The following is a 19,170-nucleotide window of genomic DNA, read 5'->3' as shown; positions in this document are numbered from 1 at the left end:
GGTGTCCCGCAGGCGCCGGGCGAGGACCTCGGGGAACGGTCCTCGCCGGGCGCGGACGCCTGCACGGCAGGCAGTGGCTCAGGACGCCGGCATCCGGCGCCGTCGGGCGCGGCGGACCGCCCGCGCGGCGGCGTACACCACGGTGACCGCGGCCACCGCCGCCAGGGTGATCAGCCAGTTGCGCGGATAGTCCAGCGGCAGCACCGAGGGGTTGGCGCGGGGGCCCGGACGCAGCAGAGGCGGCAGGGCGACCAGGGTCAGCGCGCCGGCGACCAGCAGAGCGCCGCGCACCGGGCCCCGCAGGCCGCCGCGGACCAGCAGCCGGCCGATCAGCAGCACCAGCGGGGCGATCAGGGCGTCGTGCAGGGCGACCGCCCCGGCCAGCCACACCAGCACGTCCCCCGGGCCGGGCACGTCCCGCAGCAGGGACACCCCCTGGCCCAGCAGCGCCAGACCGGCCGCGCCCGCCACCATGCGGAACACCGTCACACCCGCGCTCACGACAGCACCTCCAGCCGGCCGACCCACTTCGTCTGCAGCGCGCCCGGCCGGTTCGGGGCGATCAGGCGCACCGGGTAGCCGTGGTCGGGGCTGAGTTCCTCGCCGTTCAGCGTGAGAGCGAGCAGCGTCAGCGGGTCGCGGGCGTGTTCCCGGCCCAGCTCCGACACCCGGTAGCCGCCGCGGGTCTGCAGGGAGACCACCCGGACCCGGGCGTGGGCCGGGGCGTTCGCCCGCTCCAGCAGGTCGGCCACCCGCACACCGGTCCAGTGGGCCGTCTTGCTCCAGCCCTCCACGCAGGCGATGGGCAACCGGGCCTCGTGCTGGGGCAGGGTGCGCAGGTCGTCCAGGGTGAGGGTGAAGGACCGCGGACCGGTGACCGTCAGACGGTACCGCTCGGGACGGATCGTTCCCACCGCGGCCGCGGCGGCGGTCCGGTTGACCGGCAGACCCTGGGGACCGTGGTCCGGGCTGCGCGGTGCGAGCAGGGCGAGATCCTTCAGCGGGGTGAAGGACTGCCCGACCGTGGTCAGGGTCACCGCGCCGGTCGCGGCCGCCACCGCGGTCAGCAGCGAGCGCCGGTCGGTGCCGTCCGCCGCCGGAAGCGTGAGGGTGCCCGGCGAGCGCCGGCTCCAGTGGTCCCGTATCTGCGGAGCCTTGACGGCGATGTGCAGGATCAGCGCGCCGGTGACCAGCCAGGCCACGGCGTAGTGCACCGGCACGAAGGAGAACGGCCACGGGTACCACTGCGCGATGTTGAGCAAGCCGGTGGCGACCTCGAAGACGGCGCCCGCCACGAGGAGGGCCACCGACAGCCGTTCCAGCCCGTGCCGCACCGAACGCACCGGCGGCCAGGTGAACAGCCGGGGGTACACCGCCCACAGCTTGGCCGTCAGCAGCGGGATCGCGGCGATGCCGGAGGCGACGTGCAGTCCCTGGGTGAGCCGGTAGCCCCACACCGGACGGCTCGGGATGCCGTCGGCGAGCCACCCCGGCGGATGCTGCATGACGTGACTGATCAGGCCGGTGACGAAACAGACCGCGAAGGCCGGTCCCAGCCACCGCCCGATCACGGTGGCCGTGCGGGCGTCGTGCAGTCCGCCCGAGAACCCGGGCGGAAGGAGACGTGATCTCATGACGTCCATCCCACCGCCGGGAAGCCCGCGGCGGAACATGCCGGCCCCTTACGAAACACGTACATGAGCGGTGGACGGCCCGCGGCGACGGCGGGTGCGGGTGTGTCCGCCGGGGTGGCCGGGGTGGGTGCCGTGGGCACACACCCGGCGGCCCGCGCCGAGGCGGCACCTCGGATCGGGCCGTGGCCGGCGGGGCACGGGAGCGGTCCGGGCCGGGGGCGGCCCGGACCGCGTGCGTGGTGATGTGCGGCTTCTCGCCGGCCGTACACCCCCGTGCGTCACGCCCGCGCCCGGAAGGCGCCGGTGTACCGTCCCAGGAACCGCCGGGCCGGCTCGGCGCGCAGGACGGCGCCGACGACGACGCACGCCGCGGCCACGCCGTACGACAACGCCTGGACGGGGATGCCGTGCGGCCGCGGGCCGCACAGGTAGAGCACGGTGCCGGCCAGTATGACGGTGAGCCATTCCCAGCGGCCGTCTAGGGCGACGAGGCCCACGAGGAGCAGCGCGTACCACGGGTAGTTGGGGGAGATCAGCAGCAGGGCGGTGCCGGTCAGCAGCAGGGCGCCTCGCCACGGGCGGGCGGGGTCGCCGCGCCAGAACACGTACAGGGCCGTCAGCGCGAGCAGCACCACGACCGTCACCTCGGCCGCGGAGTCCGGCAGCACCAACCGGACCAGGGCGAAGCGGTGCACGTCGCCGGGTGAGTACCCCTCCTCGTGGAGGTAACCGGGCAGGTATCCCAGGACGCCCGCACCGGAGGCGACGACGTAGGGCACGTAGACGAGGGCCACCACGGCGAGCAGGGCCGGCACCACCCGCGCCACCCGTGCGGGGCCGCGCACACCGGACAGCGCACCGGGCAACGCCAGCACGGGCAGCAGTTTGACCGCGACCGCCGCACCCAGCAGCGCACCGCGGCGCACACCCGCGGTGGCCGTGCCGAGCGCCAGCACGGTCAGCAGGACACCGAGCGTGTCGACATGTGCGTTGTTGACCGCCTCGACCGGAACGGCGGGGCACCACCCCCACAGGGCGGCGCGGCCCGCGGCCCGGTCGGGGTCACCGCGGCGGCGCCCCACGGCGAGCAGGGCGGCCGTGGTCCCGACAGCCAGGACGGCGCCGCCGGCCTGGAGCGGCTTGTGGCGGCTGTCCGCCGGCGACAGGAGGTGGACCGCGAAGAACCAGCCTTCGGCGACGGGCGGGTAGATGGTGGGCACGCCGGGGCGGTTGATGCGTGTGCACTGGCCGCGGTCCGTCCGGGTCAGTCCCCAGCCCCGGCAGTCCCCGTTGTCCGGGAACAGCCACTCGTCGCGCAGCCGGTCCAGCTGCGGTGCCGCGGGAGGGTACGCGTACGGGGAGATCCCGGCGGCCTGGACGCGGCCGTCCCAGGCGTAGCGGAACATGTCGGTGCTGGTGCGGGGCGGCGCGGCGAGCGCGGCCACGGCCACGGCGGCCGAGCCGGCGAGGACCAGCGCGGTCGCCGCCCGTCGCGGTGCCCTGCGCACGGCCCGCACCGCGGTGGCGAACAGCAGCCAGGCGATGCCGTAGCCGGTCAGCAGCGGGCCCAGGCGGGAGCTGTCGTCGCCGGTCCGTACGGTGACCGCGACGACGGCGGTGAGGGCGGTGAGCAGGAGCGCCGTGACGATCACTGCGGAACGGGCCGTGGTGCGGCGCGACGGCGCGGCGGGGCGTTCGGTGCCGGAGCGCGCCGAGCCGGACCGGCGCTGCGGGAAGGCCGTGTCGCTCATGGGTGCGTGCTCCTTCCGGTGGCCGCCGGGTGACCGCCGGGCGGGGTGGTGGCCTGCTGCCGCAGTTCCACGAACCGGCGCCCCCCGGCCTGCCAGTGCTCGACGGGTGCCCATCCCGCTTGCTCGGCGGCCCGGAGCAGCGCCGTGGTGCCGACGCGGGCCCAGGGGAAGGGTCGTCCGTGCCGGCCGTGGGCGTCCTCGAGGCGGACCATGAGACGTTCGTCCACGTCCGCGCGGAACGCCTCCGCCAGCAGGCGGCTGCCGGGCGCAGCGGCCGCGCGCAGACGGCGCAGGAGGGCGACCGGGTCGCCGCCGATGCCGATGTTTCCGTCCATCAGCAGCACGGTGACCCACCGGCCTTCGCCCGGCAGGCGCTCGAAGACCGAGCGGCGCAGCGCACTGCCGCCGCGCCGCCGGGTCAGGGCGACCGCGGCCGGGCTGACGTCCACGCCGAGGCAGCGCACCCCCCTGGCGGCCAGGGCCCCCACCAGACGGCCCGGTCCACAGCCGACGTCCAGGACGGGCCCGCAGCAGCGGTCCAGGACGTCGAGGTCGACGGCGTCGGCGGCGGCGCACCAGCGCTCGATGTCCAGCGTCAGCAGGTCGCCGTCCTTGTCGGCCGTGTCCCCGTGCGCCGCGGGCGTCAGGCGGCGCAGGTACAGGGGGCCGTGGCCGAAGAGCAGGGCGTCGGCGTAAGGGTCGGCCAGCCACGGGTCGACGGTCCCGCGCCGGGCGGAGCGGCCCGTGCGCCGCTCGGGGCCGGCGGGCCGGGGCAGCGAAGGGAGCGTGTCCGGCAGGGCCGCGGTCCGCGGCCACGGAGCGGATGCGATGCCGGTTCCGTCCGCCATGCCGGTCACCGCCCGGACCGGGCGAGCGTGCCGCCTGCGGCGGTACGGGCACCGGACGGATGACACGGCGCCGCCTGCGCCGGATCGCCGGCCGGGTCCTCGTCGTGCACGGCGGGCGGGTGCGTCACGTTCCGTCCCGCCTCGGCGTCGAGCAGCCGCCCTCGTGTGCGCCGGCGGATCGGACGGGCCTGCTCCGGGGCGGCCGGGCGGTGGTGCGAGGGCCGGGCGCGGCGCAGGGCCTCGCGACGGGCCGGTGCCGCGTCCAGGGACACGGAGGGAGAGGAGGTCGTTGCGATCACCCGTCTCACCCTACGGAGATGAACCGGACATAAGGGGTTCAGTCACCTTACGGAGTGCTGACATCCCCGCCCGGCGGCGCTCCCCCACGACCCGCCGGCCGTGAGCACCTCGCACGTTCTCAGCCTGGAGGCGCTCGCGCGCCGAAGGGCCGTGCGGGGTGCCCGTTCACCCGTCCGCCCGGCGGAGGACACCCGCACGCACGCCTGGGGCGGAACACAGATGCGATACGTGCCACCGTGGATCCGGGTTGCCGGGCCGGGAGGTGACGGCATGCCATGCAGGCGCCGTGGCACGGCAGGACGCATCCACCACAGCGCAGGAGGTGCCGATGGACGGCGACGGCAGCCCGTCGCCCGCGGGTCCCGCCGGCCCGGGACGCCCGGACCACAAGGGCGGGTCCCGCGGGCGGCCCGCGCACGGCATCCTTTCCGGGCTGTCCTCCCGGGCCCGGTATCTCGTGCGACGGGCCGAGCACACTCCCCCGCCGCCCGGTCCGTTCCGGCCCGGTTTCTGGCGCAGTCCCTTGCGCGGGCCGTGGCTGACGTCCGTGTTCGGGCTGGTGCTGCTGATCGGCATCCCGCTGATGTTCGTCACCGGGATGCTCTCCTACGCGTCCTACAACCCGGACCTGGGGCGCCTCAACGACCAGACCCCGGACAAGGGGGCGCTGGGTTTCTACCTCTTCGCCTGGCCCACCCACCCGTACTGGCTGTACCGGCTGACCCAGGGTGTGCATGTGACGCTCGGCGTGGTCCTGGTGCCCGTGCTGCTGGCCAAGCTGTGGTCGGTGATCCCGAAGCTGTTCGCCTGGCCGCCGGCCCGCGGCCTCGCCCACGCGCTGGAACGGCTGTCGCTGCTCCTGCTGGTCGGCGGGGTGATCTTCGAGTTCGTCACCGGCATCCTCAACATCCAGCTGTTCTACGTGTTCCCGGGCTCCTTCTACACCCTGCACTTCTACGGCGCCTGGGTCTTCATCGCGGCCTTCGCCGTCCACGTGTGCCTCAAGCTCGGCCGGATGGTCAGCGCCCTGCGCTCCCGCAGTCTGACCGCCGAACTGCGCACGTCCCTCGCGCACACCCGGCCCGAACCGCCCGACCCCGACGGCCTGGTCCCGGCCGGCCCCGCGCCGCCGACGATGACCCGGCGCGGCGTGCTCGCCATGGTGGGCGGCGGATCGCTGCTGCTCCTGCTGGTCACGGCGGGGCAGAGCATCGGCGGCCTGCTGCGCGGCACCGCCCTTCTCGCGCCCCGCGGCCGGGAGCCGGGCAGCGGCCCGAACGGCTTCCAGATCAACAAGACCGCCGCGTCCGTCGGTGTCACCCCCGCACGTGTGGGCCCCGGCTGGCGGCTGGAGATCCACGGGGCGGGGCCCGCGCACGTGTTCACCCGCGCACAGCTCCTCGCGATGCCTCAGCACACCGCCTCCCTGCCGATCGCCTGCGTGGAAGGGTGGTCCACGCCGGACCAGCTGTGGAGCGGCCTGCGGCTGGCCGATCTCGCCGCCCTGGCCGGACTTCCGGACGCCGGCAGTGTGCTGGTCGAGTCCGTCCAGCCGCCCGGCCCCTACGCGTCCGTGCTGCTGCGCGGCAATCAGATCCGCGACCCCCGGTCGCTGCTCGCCCTGCGGGTCAACGGCGCGGACCTGTCGCTCGACCACGGCTATCCGGCCCGCGTCATCGTCCCGGCCAACCCGGGTGTGAACAACACCAAGTGGGTCCACCGGCTCACCTTCAGGAGGTGACCATGGGCCGTTTCGTCCGCTGGTACGGCTCCGGCCCGCTGCATCTGCTCGTGCTGATCGCCTCGTTCGCGCTGACCGGCTACGCCATGGTGCGCCTGTTCGCCCTGCGCCCGCTGGGGGTCGTGATCTGGTTCGTCGGCGCGGCGGTCGTGCACGATCTGATCCTGCTGCCGCTGTACTCGCTCGCCGACCGGTCGGCGCAGGCGGTGCTGCGGCACCGGGCCACCCGTATGCCGCACCCGCCGTGGATCAACCACCTCCGCGTGCCCGCCTTCCTCTCCGGTGTGCTGCTGCTCGTGTGGTTCCCTCTCGTCTTCGCCCTGTCCAGGCCCTATCCGGGTGCCACCGGGCTGTCCATCGACGTCTACCTGGGCCGGTGGCTGGCCATCACGGCCGTGCTCTTCCTGGCGTCCGCCGTCGCGTTCGCCGTCCGGCTCCGCCGCCTGCGGCGCGCCCACCGCGCGGGTGGGGAGCGGCCCGCGCCGGATCACGGTGCCGGGCCATGACGACCGACGGACACCGATCGTCCCGCGCGAGCGACGATCCCTACGCCTTCGCCCTGCGGGCCGGCCACGGGCCGGTGTACCTGAGGCTGGCGGAGGGAAGGCGGATCGCCATGCCCGTGCACCGCTGGTTCGCGCATCCGACCGTGGCCGACGAATCGGTGCTCGACCGCTGTGTCGGCCCCGTTCTCGACGTCGGCTGCGGACCGGGCCGGCTGTGCCGGGCGCTGCTGCGCCGCGGAGTGTTCGCGCTCGGCGTCGACGTGACCCCTCGCGCGGCGGCGCACACCGTCGCGCTCGGCGGAATGGCGCTGTGCCGGTCGGTGTTCGACCGGCTGCCGGCCGAGGGAGGCTGGCAGACCCTTCTGCTCATCGACGGCAACATCGGCATCGGCGGCGACCCGCGCGCCCTGCTGCGCCGATGCGTCCAGCTCACCGCCCCCACGGGGCTGCTGCTCGTCGAGGCCGACCCGGAGGACGTCGAGGAACACGGCACCGCCCGGTTCGAGGACGCCCACGGGCACGAGGGCCCGCCGTTCCCGTGGGCGCGTCTGGGAGCGCCGGCGCTCCACCGCATCGCGGAGGATCTCGCCCTGGGTGTCACCGATCAGTGGGTGCACGGCCACCGGCGCTTCCTCGTCCTCGGTCGCCGCGGCCCGGCGCGGTGCGGGTGACCGTGCTGCCGTCGGGGTGGTGACGGCGGTGACCTCGGTCAGGTGGGCGACCCGCCGGGCGAAGACGATCATGCCGTTGATCGTGCCGACGACGACCCCGATGGAGAGGTTGCCGGTGGCGACGACGATGACGGTCACGGCCATGACGGCGGTCTCACCGACCGGCATGCGCGTGAGCGTGGCGGGCTTGACCGAATGCCAGTCGAAGGTGCCGACGCGACCAGGACCATCACGGCCACGAGCGCGGCCATGGGGATCCGGGAGACGACCGGGCCCAGGGCGATGCACAGCACGAGCAGGAAGAAGCCGGCGAGGAAGGTCGACAGACGGGTCCGTGCCCCGTTCTTGCCGTCGATCATGGTCTGGCCGATCATCGCGCAGCCGCCCATGCCGCCGAAGACACCGGCGGCGATGCCGGCGATGCCCTGGCCGACGGCCTCCCGGGTCTCGTCTAAGCGGGTGTCGGGGCTCTCGTCGGCGAGCTTGGCGGTCATCATCGTCTCCATCAGCCCGACCAGCGCCATGGCCAGGGCGTAGGGGGCGATGACCGTCAGGGTGTGCATGTCGAGGGGCACGTCGGGCAGGCCGGGGACGGGCAGGGAGGACGGCAGCCTGCCCTTGTCGCCGACGGTGCGGACCGCGATCCCGGCGGCGACGGTGATCACGGTGAGGACGACGATGGACACCAGCGGTGCGGGCACCTCCTTGGTGATCCTGGTCGCCGCGCGCCGTACTGCCGATGTTCCACTGCGCCCACCGGCCTGCGGACGGACATGCGGAAGGCCCGCCCCCCGGTGATCAGCGGATCAGCGGGGCGCGGGCCCTGAACGGGCAGCCCACCGCCCGGTGTGCCGTGCGCCTGCCTTCTGCCTGTGCCGGGATCCGGCCGGTGCGGCCGTGACGGAGACCCGCGTCACAGTGCTCCGGCCGGACCTCAGCCTCGGACGGCGACGGGTGCGGGTCCGCCCGACGCGGCGGCGGGCGCCCCGGTGGCCATGTGCAGGTCCTCGCCGCGCAGCCGGCCGGTCGCCCACACGCTCACCAGACCCGTCAGCGCGAGGTAGCCGCAGGCCCACCAGGGGCTGCCGGACCCGGCGGCGAGCAGCGCGGTCATGATCAGCGGGGTGATGCCGGACGCGAAGATGCCGGACACCTGGTAGACGAACGACATGCCCGTGTACCGGACCGGGGTGGCGAACAGCGCGGCGAACAGGGTGCCCTGCGCGCCGTAGAACCAGGCGTGCACGATGCCCAGGGTGACCACGAGGGCCGCGGCGAACGCCGCCGTCCCGCCGGTGCCGAACAGCCAGAACGCGGGGAAGACCGAGCAGGCGAAGGCCGTCATCCCGGCGCGGTAGACCCGGCGGGCTCCGCGGCGGTCGACCGCGGCTCCGCTCACCGGTATCAGCACGGCCATCACCAGCGCCGCAGCCGTGACCGCGAGCAGCACCGGTGTGCGGTGCAGACGCAGGGTGTCGGTGGCGTAGGTGATGGCGAAGACGCCCCAGGTGTTGAAGGCGGCTCCCTCTCCCCACCTGGCCAGCATGCCGAGCAGCAGGTGACGGCGTGCCACGGGCTCCCGCACCAGCTCCACCAGCGGTGCCGAGCGGGGCAGCTCCCGCAGCCGGCGCACGGCACGGAAGGCCGGGGTCTCCTCGATCCTCAGCCGGACGGTGAGTCCGACGACGACGAGGACGAGGCTGACGAGGAAGGCGATCCGCCATCCGTAGTCGACGAACGCCGCTTCGCTGAGCGCGTCGCTGAGCAGCGCGAACACGCCGGTGCCCAGCGCCAGCCCGAGGGCGAGCCCGATCTGCGGGTAGCTGCCGAACCGGCCCTTGCGGCCCGAGGGCCCGTACTCCACGGCCAGCAGGACCGCCCCGGCCCACTCCCCGCCGAGCGCCACGCCCTGGGCGACCCGCAGGACGAGGAGCAGCGCGGGGGCGAGGACGCCGACCTGGTCGTAGGTGGGCAGCAGGCCGATGAGCGCGGTGGACAGCCCCATCATGCCCATGGTGAAGGCGAGGGTGTGTTTGCGGCCGATGCGGTCGCCGATGTGTCCGAAGAGCAGGCCGCCCACGGGGCGGGCGACGAAGCCGACGGCGAACGTCGCGAACGACAGCATCGTGCCCACGGTGCCGTTGGCCGTGGGGAAGAACAGCTTGTTGAAGACCAGGCCCGCGGCGGTGCTGTAGAGGAAGAAGTCGTACCACTCCACCGTGGTGCCCAGCAGGCTGGCGAGCACGACGGTTCTCAGCTGCCGCTGGTCGACCGGCTCCGGTGCGGGCGTGTGGACCGTGGCCTGCGAGGGGGCGGACGCGGCGCTCATCGGGCGGCGAACGGGACGGTGCCCGCCTCGACGGTGCGCGGACCGGCCGGGTGCTGCCACAGCCCGCGCTTCTCCAGGACCGGCAGGACGCCCTCCCCGAACCAGTACGCCTCCTCCAGGTGCGGCACCCCGGACAGCACGAACTCCTCGATGCCGAGGCGGTGGTACTCCTCGATCAGGTCGGCGACCTCGGTGTGGCTGCCCACCATGGCCGTGCCCGCGCCGCCGCGGACGAGGCCGATGCCCGCCCACAGGTTGGGGTAGACCTCCAGGTTGCTGGTGTCGCCGCTGTTGTGCAGCTCGCGCATCCGCCGCTGGCCCTCGGACTCGCTGGTCGCCAGGCCCTGCTGCACCGCCTTGATGCGCTCGGGGTCCATGGCCTTCAGCAGCCGCTCCGCCTCGGCCCAGGCCTGCTCGGAGGTGTCCCGGCTGATGGTGTGCAGGCGGATGCCGAAACGGACCTCGCGGCCGTGGGCGGCGGCCAGGGAGCGGATCCACTCGATCTTCTGCTTCACCTGCTGCGGCGGCTCGCCCCAGGTCAGGTAGACGTCCGTGCAACGCGCCGCGACTTCGCCGGCCGCGGGCGAGGAGCCGCCGAAGTAGATCCGCGGTGTGGGATCGGGCAGCCGGTTCAGCCTGGCCTTCTCGACCCGCAGGTGTTCGCCGTGGTGGTCGACCGTCTCACCGGCCCACAGCCGCCGCACGATGTCGAGGAACTCCCCGGTGCGAGCGTAGCGCTGGTCCTTGTCGAGGAAGTCGCCGTAGGCGCGCTGCTCGGCGGACTCGCCGCCGGTGACCACGTTCAGCAGCAGCCGCCCCTGGGACTGCCGTTGGTAGGTGGCGGCCATCTGCGCCGACAGGGTCGGGCTGATCTGGCCGGGGCGGAAGGCGACCAAAAACTTCAGCCGCTCGGTGACCTGCGTGAGCATGGCGGTGGTCACCCACGCGTCCTCGCACCAGGCGCCGGTGGGGGTGAGGGCCGCGACGAAGCCGAGTTGTTCGGCGCTGCGGGCGATCTGGCCGAGGTATGCGATGGAGGCCGGGCGGTCGGCCGCGGCGGCGCCGGGCTGGGAGCCGTGGCCGCCGCCGACGACGTGCCGGCTGTCTCCGGTCGTGGGCAGGAACCAGTGGAAGGTGAGGGCAGACATGTGTTGCTCCGGGGTGAGTGGGGACGTTCGGCTGCCGGGCGTGCCGGGTGTCGGGCGGCAGGCGGGACTTTCCGGGGGCACGGCCTGGGCGCGGAAACCTTGTGGCGTGCGTTCAGAGCAGGCCGTGGCGTGGTGGTCTGGTGCCGTTGAGGACGTACCGTCCGATGTGCTGGATCTTCCAGCGTGTCGGATCGTGCAGGGTGTGGGTGCGGGCGTCGCGCCAGTACCGGTGCAGGTTCAGCGACCGCAGGGCCGACCGGGTGCCGGCCGCTTCGAACAGGGCGCTGGAGACCTCCACGGCCGCCTTCGCCGCTGTCACCTTGGCGGCGGCGACCGCGATGGACGCCGCGGCCGCGGAGTCGTCGGTGAGGTCGTCGCGGGCCGCGTCGACGGTGCGGGCGGCCTCCCGCAGCAGTGCCTCGGCGGCCCTGACCTGGAGGGCGAGTTCGCCGAACCGCTGGATGAGCAGCGGGTCCTCGGCGGCGGTCTCGACCCCGGCCTCGAACCAGGGCCTGCTCCTGGTCCGGACGAACGCGGCCGCCTCGTCGAGGGCCGCGGCGGCGAGGCCCGCGTCGATGGCCGCGTGCAGCACCTGGGCGAACGCGCCGTGCAGTTGCGGTCCGCGGAAGGTGAGGTGGTGCGGCAGGACCCGGTCGGCGGGGACCACGACGTCGGTGAGGCGGACGGTGCCGCTGGCGGTGGTCCGCTGGCCCATTCCGTCCCAGTCGTCGACGACCTCCACGCCGGGAGCGTCCCGCGGGACGTAGGCCGCGTGCAGGGTGCCGTCCTCGGCGCGGGCCAGCACGGGGATCCAGTGGGCGAACAGGGCGCCGGTGCTGTAGTGCTTGACGCCGTTGAGCAGGTACGAGCCGTCGGGACGGCGTTCCAGGCGGGTGCGGATGTCCTGGACGTGCCGGGTGCCGGCTTCCGACTGGGCGTTGCCGAAGCGGCGCCCGGCCAGCAGCTCGGCGAAGAAGAACTTCTGCTGCTCGGGTGTGCCGTGGCGGCGTATGACGCCCACGTACACGAAGTGGCTCTGCGGGATCTGGGCGAGGCTGCCGTCGGCCGTGGCGAGCAGGCGGAAGATCTCCGCGAGGGTCTCGGTGCGCACGTCGGCGCCGCCGTGGTCCGCGGGCACGGTGACGCCCAGGAGACCGGAGGCGGACAGCCGGTCCAGTTCGGCGCGGGGCAGGGTGCGTTCCGCGTCCCGCCGGGAGGCGTGTACGCGGAACTCTCCGGCCAGGTCGGCGGCGACGGCGAGGGCCTCGGCGTCGTCGGTGATCACATGGGCGGTCATGGGGTCAGCTCGCAGCGGCCAGGAGCGGGGCGGAGCCGAGCGCGGCCGAGAACTGGTCGACGACGCGGGCCAGTGCCTCCTCGGCTGCGGGGGCGACGGTGAGGGAGCCGTCGTCGTCCACCGTCAGGTCCTTGTCCAGGGTGAACCAGCCCTGGACGATGTGCGCGGCGCCCATCGAGGTCAGCACCGGGCGCAGCGCGTAGTCGATGGCCAGGACGTGCGCCAGGCTGCCGCCGGTGGCCAGCGGCAGCACGGTCTTGCCGCTGAGGGCGTACTGCGGCAGCAGGTCCAACAGCGCCTTGAGCACGCCGGAGTACGCGGCCTTGTAGACCGGTGAGCCGACGACGACGCCGTCGGCGCGGGCGAACAGCTCGGTGACCTCGACGATGGCCGGGTGCCGGAAGTCCGCGCCGAGCAGGGCCTCGGCGGGGACGGTGCGCACGTCGAGCGGCACCACGTGGTGGCCGTGCGCGACGAGCCGTTCGTCCAGGTGGCGCAGCAGGCGGTTGGTGCGCGAGGAGGCGGAGGGACTGCCGGAGACGGACAGTACGGTGGCCATGGGGTTCCCTTTCGGCCTCGGGGGGGCGCCTCGGGTGACAGGCGCCCGTGTCGGGTGGGGGGTGGTCAGGAGTACCAGGTGGGTTCGGGCAGTTCGCCTTCCAGCACCCAGCGCCCGACCTCACGCCGCTTGTAGGCGACCGGGTCGTGCAGGGTGTGCGTGCGCACGTTGCGCCAGAAACGGTCCAGGCCCAGGGCGCTCGCCGTGGCACGGGCGCCGGTGACCTCGAAGATGCGGTTGGTGACCTCCAGAGCGACGTCGGTGGCGCGTGCCTTGATGGCGGCCACCCGTACCTCGAAGTCGCCGCGAGCCTGCTCGGTCACCGCGTCGGGGTCGTCGTGCAGCTTCTGTCCCTCGTCGGCGACGGCGTCGGCGAGCGCCTCGGCCGCCCAGAGTTTGGCGGTGAGGTCGCCGTAGGTGTCCACGATGTACGGCTCGTCGACGGCGCGCTCGTGGCCGCCGTGCAGCCAGGGACGGGTCTTGGTGCGGGTGTAGGCGGCGGCCGTCTCCAGCGCGCCGCTCGCGATGCCGAGGTAGAGGTTGACGAAGACGAGTTGGATGGTGGGGACGTTGAGCGTGTTGTAGACACGCGGCTGGAACTGCTTGTTCACATAGCCTGCCGCCGAGGACCAGGGGGTGCGGACGCCGTCGATGGTGACGCTGCCGCTCTCGGTGAGCCGCTGGCCGATGTTGTCCCAGTCGTCGTGGAAGGTCAGGCCCTCGCTGTCGGAGGGGACGATGGCGAAGACGTGCCGGTCGGTGCCTTCGAAGACGCCTTCCAGGACGGTGACGTCGGAGACCTTGCTGCCGGTGGAGAAGGTCTTGCGGCCGGTGAAGACCAGGTCGTCGCCGTCCTCGGTGACGACCACGTCCTTGTCGCGCGGGTTGACCGCGCCGCCGAAGAACCAGCTCTTGCGGGCGGCCTCGGCCTCGATGTGCTCCCACTGTTCCCGGGTGCCGACCAGGCGGGCGGCCCAGTTCCACAGGTAGTGGTAGCCGAGGAGCTGGCCGATGGAGCCGTCGGCCTTGGAGATCTCGCGGACGACCCGGTAGGCGGTGCGCCAGTCCTGTCCGGCGCCGCCGTGGGCGACGGGGCCGAGCAGGGTGACCAGCCCGGAGTCCTTCAGCAGCTGCACTTCGGCGTAGGGGGTGGCGCCGGCCCGGTCGCGTTCGACGGCGTCGGTGGCGAGGACCGCGGCGACCTCGGTGGCGCGGGCGATCCAGTCGGCGGCGGTGCGCGGGGTGGGGCGGGTGGTGAAGTCGGTGGGCGTGGCGGTGCTCATGCGGGAATGACCTCTCTCACGGTGCGGTGCGTCGGGCGGGCACGGTCAGGCGTGAGCGGGGACGGGTTCGTCCTCGGCGGGCAGCTGGGCCTCCAGCTCCCGCACGAGGGGCAGCACACGTGTGCCGAAGTACTCGACCTCTTCCTTGTAGTGGAGGAACCCGAGCAGGAAGAGGTCGACGCCGAGCTTCTTGTAGGCGACGATGCGTTCGGCGATCTGCTCGGGGGTGCCGATCAGGCCGGTGCGGAAGCCGTCGTTGTACTGGACGAGGTCCTCGAAGGTGGAGTCCTCCCACATGCCTTTGCCGTCCGCGGTGGACCGGCCGGCCTGCTCGACCGCGGCACCGAAACCCTCGACGGCCCGGGTGTCGGCGCGGGCGACGATCTCCCGGAGGGTGTCCCGGGCCTCGGCCTCGGTGTCGCGGGCGATGAGGAAGCCGTTGAGGCCGAACTTCGGCGGCATCCGCCCGGCCTCGGCCGCGGAGGCGCGGATGTCCTCGATCTGCTCGGTCACTCCGTCGAAGTCCCGGCCGTTGGAGAAGTACCAGTCGGACACCCGGCCCGCCATGCGCCGGGCGGCGGTGGAGTTGCCGCCCTGGAAGATCTCCGGATGCGGCCGGCCGGGGCTCCGCACGGGCTTGGGTTTGAGGGAGAAGTCGCGCAGCCGGTAGAAGTCACCGGCCAGTTCGGCGTGGTCCTCGGTCCAGATGCGGCGCAGCGCGGTGATGAACTCCTCGCTGCGCCGGTAGCGTTCGTCGTGTTCCAGCCAGGGTTCGCCGAGAGCGGTGAACTCCTGCTTGAACCAGCCGCTGACCACGTTGACGGCGAAACGGCCGTGGGACAGGTGGTCGGCGGTGGCGCCGAACTTGGCGAGGACTCCGGGGTGCCACAGTCCCGGGTGGACGGCGGCGATCACCTTCAGGCGCTCGGTGGCCAGCAGCAGGGCCAGGCTGAAGCTGGTGGACTCGTGCTGGTACTCGGCGCCGTAACTGGCCATGTACCGGACCTGGGTGAGGGCGTACTCGAAGCCGTTGTTCTCGGCGAGACGGGCCAGTTCGCGGTTGTAGTCGTACCCCCAGTCGGTGCGCTGTTCGATCGTGCTGGTGACCAGTCCCCCGCTGACGTTGGGGACCCAGTAGGCGAAGTGCAGGGGCTTCGCGGGGTGCGCGGGCATGCGGAACTCCTGTTGCGGAAACGGGCGGGTGTGCCCCGGCACCGCGGGCTCAGGGCATGCCGGGACTCCCGGCGGACGCAGGCGGTGCGGGGATGCGCGGCACACACCCGTGCGTCGACGGGCGCGGCGTGGGAGGAAAGCGGCGGATCAGGTGTCAGGCCGCGAGACAACAGGAGGCGCTGGAGACGCGGGCGAGGTCGACGTGGCGTCGCCGCGTGAGGTCCAGTCGCATCTTCATGACGATGATGCTGACAGCCTCCCTGCGCAGCCGTCAAGGTAAACCCGACCGGTCTCGTATCCCGGACCACTGTTTTTAGCGAAGGTGTGACAGGGAAACCCTTGAACGCGCCGCCCGGAACGCCGCAGCCTGCGGGGGTGCGAACTGAACAACTGGAGTACATCGCGGCCGTCACCCGGCTCGGTTCGCTGCGCCGGGCCGCCGAGGAACTCAGGCTGTCGCAGCCCGCGTTGAGCGAGACCGTGCGCAATCTGGAGCGGGAGCTGGGAGTCGAGCTGCTGGAGCGCAAGCGCACCGGGGCCACGATGAGCGCCGCGGGCCGGGAACTGCTCCCCCATGTCCTCGGCGTGCTGGAGGCGGTCGACCGGCTGCGGGCGGCGGCGGGCGAGCAGCACCGCATCAGCCGCATGGTGCGGGTCGGCACGGTGAACGCGGCGACCGTGCCGCTGCTCATACCGGTCGTGCGGGCCTTTCGCGCCGTGCATCCGCTCACCCAGGTCGAGGTGGTGGGCGCGCAGCAGTCCGACATCCACCGGGCGCTGTCGGAGGGCGGCTTCGACCTGGGTCTGGTCAACCATCTGGAAGGGGACGACATCCCCGCCGACTTCGAGTCCACCGAGCTGCTGCGGGGCCGGCCCGTGGTGTGTGTCCGCCCCGACAGCCCGCTCGCCTCCCGCCCGGCGGTGACGGTGGAGGAGCTCCTCACCGCGCCGTTGATCGCCATGCGCACCGGGTATGTGATGCACCGCTATGTGCACCGGCTGCTGGGCGGTCGTGCGGCGTCGTTCTCGTACTCGACCGACGGGGCGGAGATGGGCAAGCTGATGGTCGCCGAGGGTCTGGGGGTGACGGTGCTGCCGGACTTCAGCGTGTCCGGTGATCCCCTGGAGCGCGAGGGCCTGATCACGTACCGGCCGGTCGCCGGGGACACCACGCAGGTGCTGCTGATGCTGCAGCGCCGCAAGTCGGGGTCGGTGCCGCAGGCCGCCCGGGATCTGCACGAGGTGTTCGTGCGCACGGCCCGGGACCTGGGCGGCTCGCTCTCCGGCGACGGCACCTGACCGGGCCGGGTCGTGCCCGCGGCCGTGACCGGAGCTGCCGGGCCGGGGAATGATCAAAAGGCCGGTGCGCTGCGCGCGACGGTCGGGGACGGATGTCGCCGGCCCCGCGGGTCGTCGCCACGGAACGCGGCGCAGCCGCACCGTGGGGACGGTGCGGCTGCGCGAGGATCCCCGGACGGCCGTTCAGGCGCGGCCGTTGTAGTAGGTCACGTCCCAGTGGTTGCCCTCACGGGCGTAGACGTTGCCCGACGGGGACGTGTAGAGCTTCGCGCCGTCACTGCGGGTGCCGGCCTTCTTGAAGTGGCGCGTGATGTACCGGTCCAGGCAGCCGCCCCTCGTGGACATGTCCACCTTGTAGCCGTTGCGGTGGGAGTACTTGCCCGAGGCGTGGCCGACCTCCGTTCCTGCGGTGATCACCACGGGGCACTTGCTCAGCTTCTTGAAGGCGATGACACCTGCCACGGTCGTCCTGTTGATGTTCGTGAAGGAGGTGCAGCCCCGCTTGTTCCAGTCGGAGCAGCCCTTGCTCGACACCCAGGAGATGCCCGCCTTGCGGAACTGGGCCGCCGCTTCGCTGTGCCGGTACTTGGCGGGTGCCGCGTCCGCCACACCGGACAGCAGGACCGTACTCATCGCCGCGACGGCCAGGGCACACCTGATCTTCTTCATCCGACATCCTCACGGGTGTGCTGCGCGGTTGCGCAGACTGTGCGATCACGTGGCAATCGAGTGTTGTCATAGGCGCATGAGCAGAGAATCCCCCGCACGTGTGAGGATCAGCAGAGCAACGTTTCAGCTGTTGACGGTGTCACTCGTGTGGGTAACTCAGGGTCGTGAGACGGCCGAGGCGCGGACGTCGTCGAGGGCTGCCCGTCCGTCGAGGCGGTCGACGACGATCATCGCCGCGTCGTCCCGCAGACGATGGTCCGTGTGGACGATCAGACGGCGGTGCAGCTGTTCCAGGAAGTCCCGCGGCGGGCCGGCGTGCCCGATCGCTTCCATGTGGTCCGGCAGGGGGAAGAACTCGTCGTGCTCGTCGCGGGCCTCGACGACTCCGTCCGTGTGCAGCAGCAGACGGTCACCCGGCAGGAACGGATAGCTGTCCGGCTGGGCGGGCGGGGCGGCGACGAGATCCTCCAGGCCCAGGGGCGGCTGCGGCGACGCGGGCTCCAGGGCCTGCGCCGTGCCCCGGCGCATCAGCATCGGCGGCGGATGGCCCCGGTTGACGACCTGGACCACGTGGTCGTCCGGGACCTGGGCCACCAGTGCGGTCACGAAGCACTCCGCCTCCTCAAGCGGGTCGGACGCCTCCGCGGCCGTGGACTCCCTGCGCAGTGCGGCCGCGCAGTGGTTCATGACCTCCGTCAGGTTGTGGTCGTAGTGGGCGGACTCACGAAACGCGCCCAGCACCGCCGCGGCCGAGCGCACGGCGGGGAGTCCGTTGCCCCGCACGTCCCCGACGATCATGCGGACCCCGAACCGGGTGTGCACCGCCTCGTAGAGGTCGCCGCCGATCTGTGCTCCGGTCTCGGCCGCGAGATACAGGCTCGCGGCCCGCACCGGACCCAGCCGGGCGGGCACCGGGCGCAGCAGCACGCTCTGCGCCGCGGCGGCGATCCGGCGGATCTGGTCCAGTTCGCGCTGTCTGCGGCTGTGCATCGCCCTGCTGGTGGTGACGCTGGCCAGGGAGACCACGAGGATGCCCAGGATGTTGCTGTAGACCGCCTCGCCCCGCCATCCTCCGTGCAGCGTGGCGGTGATCAAGGTGACGGCGAGGGCTCCGGCCGCCGCGGCCAGGGTGCCCCTGGGCCCCATCGTCAGGGAGGCCAGGGCAGGCATCGCGGTCAGCAGGGGCCCGGTGTACATCTCGTGCAGGGGCGAGAGCTCGATGGCGAGCCCGATCAGCACGATCGCGAACGGCACGCACCGGGCGAGCCCGAGAAGGACCACCGAGTGACCGCCCGGTCCGCGTTCCTGGGCTGATCCGGAGAGCGACCGCATGGATACAGCCTGCCTCGCCGACGGGCGATGCTCCACTCAAGGCCCCGCGGCGGCCCCGGGCGGTCACCGTGACCGGTTCGTGGTCCGTTCCTGCCTGCGGTAGTGGTCGAGGACGTCCTGGCGCAGCAGTGCGCCGACGCCGGCGGACTCCCGGCGCAGACCCAGCTGCCACTCGCGCCAGGTAGCCCTCCACCGCCAGGTGGACGCCGGCACAGTGCTGCCGGTCGTCGTCCCGGCGCCGGACGGCCGCGCGGCGCCGGCGCAGTCCCGCCGTGGCGACGGGCACGAAGGTGCCGTCGGCGGAGAGCTGGGTGCCGTGGGCGGCCGCCGGTGTGCCGTCGTCCGTCCAGGTGGCGACGATTCCGTGCGGGACGGAGAAGACACCGGTCCGGTCTCGCCGGGATCGGCCACGTCCAGGTGGAGCCGCACGCGCAGGCGGACGTCGCGTCTCAGTCCCGCGGGCGGCGGCATGCCCCTGACAGAGCACGCCAGGCGCCGTCCAGGGATGTGACGAGCCGTCCGGGGGCCGGGCGCCGGCCGTCGCGCACGGTCGGTCGCGGCACGTGTCACGAAGACGGCTCGGTGTGTCGTGGCGGCGTGCCGGGCCCGGGACGGCGTGCAGGCCGTCCG

19 protein-coding genes and 2 pseudogenes are annotated in these 19,170 nt (G+C 73.0%); 4 read left to right on the top strand and 17 right to left on the bottom strand.

All coding sequences use genetic code 11. The annotated features are described in order from the left end of the window. Positions 1 to 78: 78 nt before the first annotated feature. The 5 genes from IE286_RS16905 to IE286_RS16885 all read right to left on the bottom strand — a co-directional run bounded on the left by IE286_RS16905 (position 79) and on the right by IE286_RS16885 (position 4,532). Complete coding sequence (locus tag IE286_RS16905) at positions 79 to 474, bottom strand: hypothetical protein (RefSeq protein WP_267969859.1); 396 nt, start codon at positions 472 to 474, stop codon at positions 79 to 81. 23 nt (positions 475 to 497) lie between these two features. Continuing rightward, positions 498 to 1,634 (bottom strand): molybdopterin-dependent oxidoreductase, encoded by a 1,137-nt coding sequence (locus IE286_RS16900; protein ID WP_372462560.1) that lies wholly within the window; start codon positions 1,632 to 1,634, stop codon positions 498 to 500. Between the two features lie 278 nt (positions 1,635 to 1,912). Beyond that, the gene (locus IE286_RS16895; protein WP_189797574.1) at positions 1,913 to 3,385 is read right to left on the bottom strand and encodes a glycosyltransferase family 87 protein; all 1,473 of its coding nucleotides are present in this window, start codon (positions 3,383 to 3,385) and stop codon (positions 1,913 to 1,915) included. Beyond that, complete coding sequence (locus tag IE286_RS16890; RefSeq protein ID WP_189797573.1) at positions 3,382 to 4,233, bottom strand: class I SAM-dependent methyltransferase; 852 nt, start codon at positions 4,231 to 4,233, stop codon at positions 3,382 to 3,384. The genes IE286_RS16895 and IE286_RS16890 overlap by 4 nt, the downstream gene beginning before the upstream one ends. Before the next feature lie 5 nt (positions 4,234 to 4,238). Further along, positions 4,239 to 4,532 carry a hypothetical protein gene (locus IE286_RS16885; RefSeq protein WP_189797572.1) on the bottom strand — a complete coding sequence of 98 codons (294 nt, stop codon included), beginning with the start codon at positions 4,530 to 4,532 and terminating at the stop codon, positions 4,239 to 4,241. A 287-nt stretch (positions 4,533 to 4,819) separates the two neighbouring features. Here IE286_RS16885 and IE286_RS16880 point away from each other — a divergent pair, with 287 nt between their 5' ends. From IE286_RS16880 to IE286_RS16870, 3 genes are read left to right on the top strand one after another with little or no spacing between them, the layout of a single operon-like run. Further along, positions 4,820 to 6,274, top strand: a complete 1,455-nt coding sequence (locus IE286_RS16880; RefSeq protein ID WP_229862982.1) for a molybdopterin-dependent oxidoreductase — start codon at positions 4,820 to 4,822, stop codon at positions 6,272 to 6,274. A gap of 2 nt (positions 6,275 to 6,276) precedes the next feature. After that, the gene (locus IE286_RS16875) at positions 6,277 to 6,780 is read left to right on the top strand and encodes a hypothetical protein (RefSeq protein ID WP_189797571.1); all 504 of its coding nucleotides are present in this window, start codon (positions 6,277 to 6,279) and stop codon (positions 6,778 to 6,780) included. Next, entirely contained in the window at positions 6,777 to 7,451 is a 675-nt protein-coding gene (locus IE286_RS16870) for a class I SAM-dependent methyltransferase (protein WP_189797570.1), read from the top strand. Before IE286_RS16875 ends, IE286_RS16870 begins: the two co-directional genes overlap by 4 nt. Positions 7,452 to 7,463: 12 nt before the next feature. Here the strand turns inward: IE286_RS16870 and IE286_RS16865 are convergent. The 8 genes and pseudogenes from IE286_RS16865 to IE286_RS27930 form a co-directional block, all read right to left on the bottom strand. Next, a pseudogene (locus IE286_RS16865) lies at positions 7,464 to 8,167 on the bottom strand (SulP family inorganic anion transporter); the annotation flags it as partial. Between the two features lie 218 nt (positions 8,168 to 8,385). Next, positions 8,386 to 9,780 carry an MFS transporter gene (locus IE286_RS16860; RefSeq protein WP_189797569.1) on the bottom strand — a complete coding sequence of 465 codons (1,395 nt, stop codon included), beginning with the start codon at positions 9,778 to 9,780 and terminating at the stop codon, positions 8,386 to 8,388. Continuing rightward, positions 9,777 to 10,928, bottom strand: a complete 1,152-nt coding sequence (locus IE286_RS16855) for an LLM class flavin-dependent oxidoreductase (RefSeq protein ID WP_189797568.1) — start codon at positions 10,926 to 10,928, stop codon at positions 9,777 to 9,779. Before IE286_RS16855 ends, IE286_RS16860 begins: the two co-directional genes overlap by 4 nt. A gap of 112 nt (positions 10,929 to 11,040) precedes the next feature. Then, complete coding sequence (locus IE286_RS16850) at positions 11,041 to 12,225, bottom strand: SfnB family sulfur acquisition oxidoreductase (RefSeq protein WP_189797567.1); 1,185 nt, start codon at positions 12,223 to 12,225, stop codon at positions 11,041 to 11,043. A gap of 4 nt (positions 12,226 to 12,229) precedes the next feature. Continuing rightward, positions 12,230 to 12,784, bottom strand: coding sequence for an NADPH-dependent FMN reductase (ssuE, locus tag IE286_RS16845; protein ID WP_189797566.1), 555 nt, complete (start codon positions 12,782 to 12,784; stop codon positions 12,230 to 12,232). Positions 12,785 to 12,849: 65 nt separating this feature from the next. Then, on the bottom strand, positions 12,850 to 14,067 hold the full coding sequence (locus tag IE286_RS16840) for an acyl-CoA dehydrogenase family protein (protein ID WP_189797565.1): 1,218 nt from the start codon (positions 14,065 to 14,067) through the stop codon (positions 12,850 to 12,852). 45 nt (positions 14,068 to 14,112) lie between these two features. Next, on the bottom strand, positions 14,113 to 15,240 hold the full coding sequence (sfnG, locus tag IE286_RS16835; RefSeq protein WP_189797564.1) for a dimethylsulfone monooxygenase SfnG: 1,128 nt from the start codon (positions 15,238 to 15,240) through the stop codon (positions 14,113 to 14,115). A 154-nt stretch (positions 15,241 to 15,394) separates the two neighbouring features. Beyond that, complete coding sequence (locus IE286_RS27930; protein ID WP_368861482.1) at positions 15,395 to 15,472, bottom strand: putative leader peptide; 78 nt, start codon at positions 15,470 to 15,472, stop codon at positions 15,395 to 15,397. 143 nt (positions 15,473 to 15,615) lie between these two features. On the opposite strand from IE286_RS27930, the gene IE286_RS16830 reads away from it, so the two are divergent. Beyond that, complete coding sequence (locus IE286_RS16830) at positions 15,616 to 16,539, top strand: LysR family transcriptional regulator (protein ID WP_189797563.1); 924 nt, start codon at positions 15,616 to 15,618, stop codon at positions 16,537 to 16,539. Positions 16,540 to 16,722: 183 nt separating this feature from the next. Here the strand turns inward: IE286_RS16830 and IE286_RS16825 are convergent, their stop codons facing one another. From IE286_RS16825 to IE286_RS27925, 4 genes and pseudogenes are all read right to left on the bottom strand, one after another. Further along, positions 16,723 to 17,208, bottom strand: coding sequence for a hypothetical protein (locus IE286_RS16825; RefSeq protein ID WP_189797562.1), 486 nt, complete (start codon positions 17,206 to 17,208; stop codon positions 16,723 to 16,725). Positions 17,209 to 17,364: 156 nt separating this feature from the next. Further along, positions 17,365 to 18,540, bottom strand: a complete 1,176-nt coding sequence (locus IE286_RS16820) for a PP2C family protein-serine/threonine phosphatase (RefSeq protein ID WP_189797561.1) — start codon at positions 18,538 to 18,540, stop codon at positions 17,365 to 17,367. A gap of 63 nt (positions 18,541 to 18,603) precedes the next feature. Beyond that, positions 18,604 to 18,753 (bottom strand): hypothetical protein, encoded by a 150-nt coding sequence (locus IE286_RS16815; protein WP_189797560.1) that lies wholly within the window; start codon positions 18,751 to 18,753, stop codon positions 18,604 to 18,606. Positions 18,754 to 18,766: 13 nt separating this feature from the next. Beyond that, positions 18,767 to 19,027: pseudogene (locus tag IE286_RS27925) on the bottom strand (ARPP-2 domain-containing protein); the annotation flags it as partial. Positions 19,028 to 19,170: the final 143 nt, after the last annotated feature.

Origin of the sequence: Streptomyces thermodiastaticus, assembly GCF_014656135.1 — a bacterium.
Taxonomy (GTDB): Bacteria; Actinomycetota; Actinomycetes; order Streptomycetales; family Streptomycetaceae; genus Streptomyces; species Streptomyces thermodiastaticus.
This window is presented reverse-complemented; position numbering and strand designations above follow the sequence as displayed.

Excerpts from the sequence above, each read along its gene's own strand:
- IE286_RS16840 (WP_189797565.1), bottom strand. The coding sequence starts at position 14,067 with ATGAGCACCGCCACGCCCACCGACTTCACCACCCGCCCCACCCCGCGC.
- ssuE (WP_189797566.1), bottom strand. The coding sequence starts at position 12,784 with ATGGCCACCGTACTGTCCGTCTCCGGCAGTCCCTCCGCCTCCTCGCGC.
- sfnG (WP_189797564.1), bottom strand. The coding sequence starts at position 15,240 with ATGCCCGCGCACCCCGCGAAGCCCCTGCACTTCGCCTACTGGGTCCCC.
- IE286_RS16895 (WP_189797574.1), bottom strand. The coding sequence starts at position 3,385 with ATGAGCGACACGGCCTTCCCGCAGCGCCGGTCCGGCTCGGCGCGCTCC.
- IE286_RS16890 (WP_189797573.1), bottom strand. The coding sequence starts at position 4,233 with ATGGCGGACGGAACCGGCATCGCATCCGCTCCGTGGCCGCGGACCGCG.
- IE286_RS16870 (WP_189797570.1), top strand. The coding sequence starts at position 6,777 with ATGACGACCGACGGACACCGATCGTCCCGCGCGAGCGACGATCCCTAC.
- IE286_RS16850 (WP_189797567.1), bottom strand. The coding sequence starts at position 12,225 with ATGACCGCCCATGTGATCACCGACGACGCCGAGGCCCTCGCCGTCGCC.
- IE286_RS27930 (WP_368861482.1), bottom strand. The coding sequence starts at position 15,472 with ATGCGACTGGACCTCACGCGGCGACGCCACGTCGACCTCGCCCGCGTC.
- IE286_RS16820 (WP_189797561.1), bottom strand. The coding sequence starts at position 18,540 with ATGCGGTCGCTCTCCGGATCAGCCCAGGAACGCGGACCGGGCGGTCAC.
- IE286_RS16860 (WP_189797569.1), bottom strand. The coding sequence starts at position 9,780 with ATGAGCGCCGCGTCCGCCCCCTCGCAGGCCACGGTCCACACGCCCGCA.
- IE286_RS16855 (WP_189797568.1), bottom strand. The coding sequence starts at position 10,928 with ATGTCTGCCCTCACCTTCCACTGGTTCCTGCCCACGACCGGAGACAGC.
- IE286_RS16905 (WP_267969859.1), bottom strand. The coding sequence starts at position 474 with ATGGTGGCGGGCGCGGCCGGTCTGGCGCTGCTGGGCCAGGGGGTGTCC.
- IE286_RS16825 (WP_189797562.1), bottom strand. The coding sequence starts at position 17,208 with ATGAAGAAGATCAGGTGTGCCCTGGCCGTCGCGGCGATGAGTACGGTC.
- IE286_RS16875 (WP_189797571.1), top strand. The coding sequence starts at position 6,277 with ATGGGCCGTTTCGTCCGCTGGTACGGCTCCGGCCCGCTGCATCTGCTC.
- IE286_RS16900 (WP_372462560.1), bottom strand. The coding sequence starts at position 1,634 with ATGAGATCACGTCTCCTTCCGCCCGGGTTCTCGGGCGGACTGCACGAC.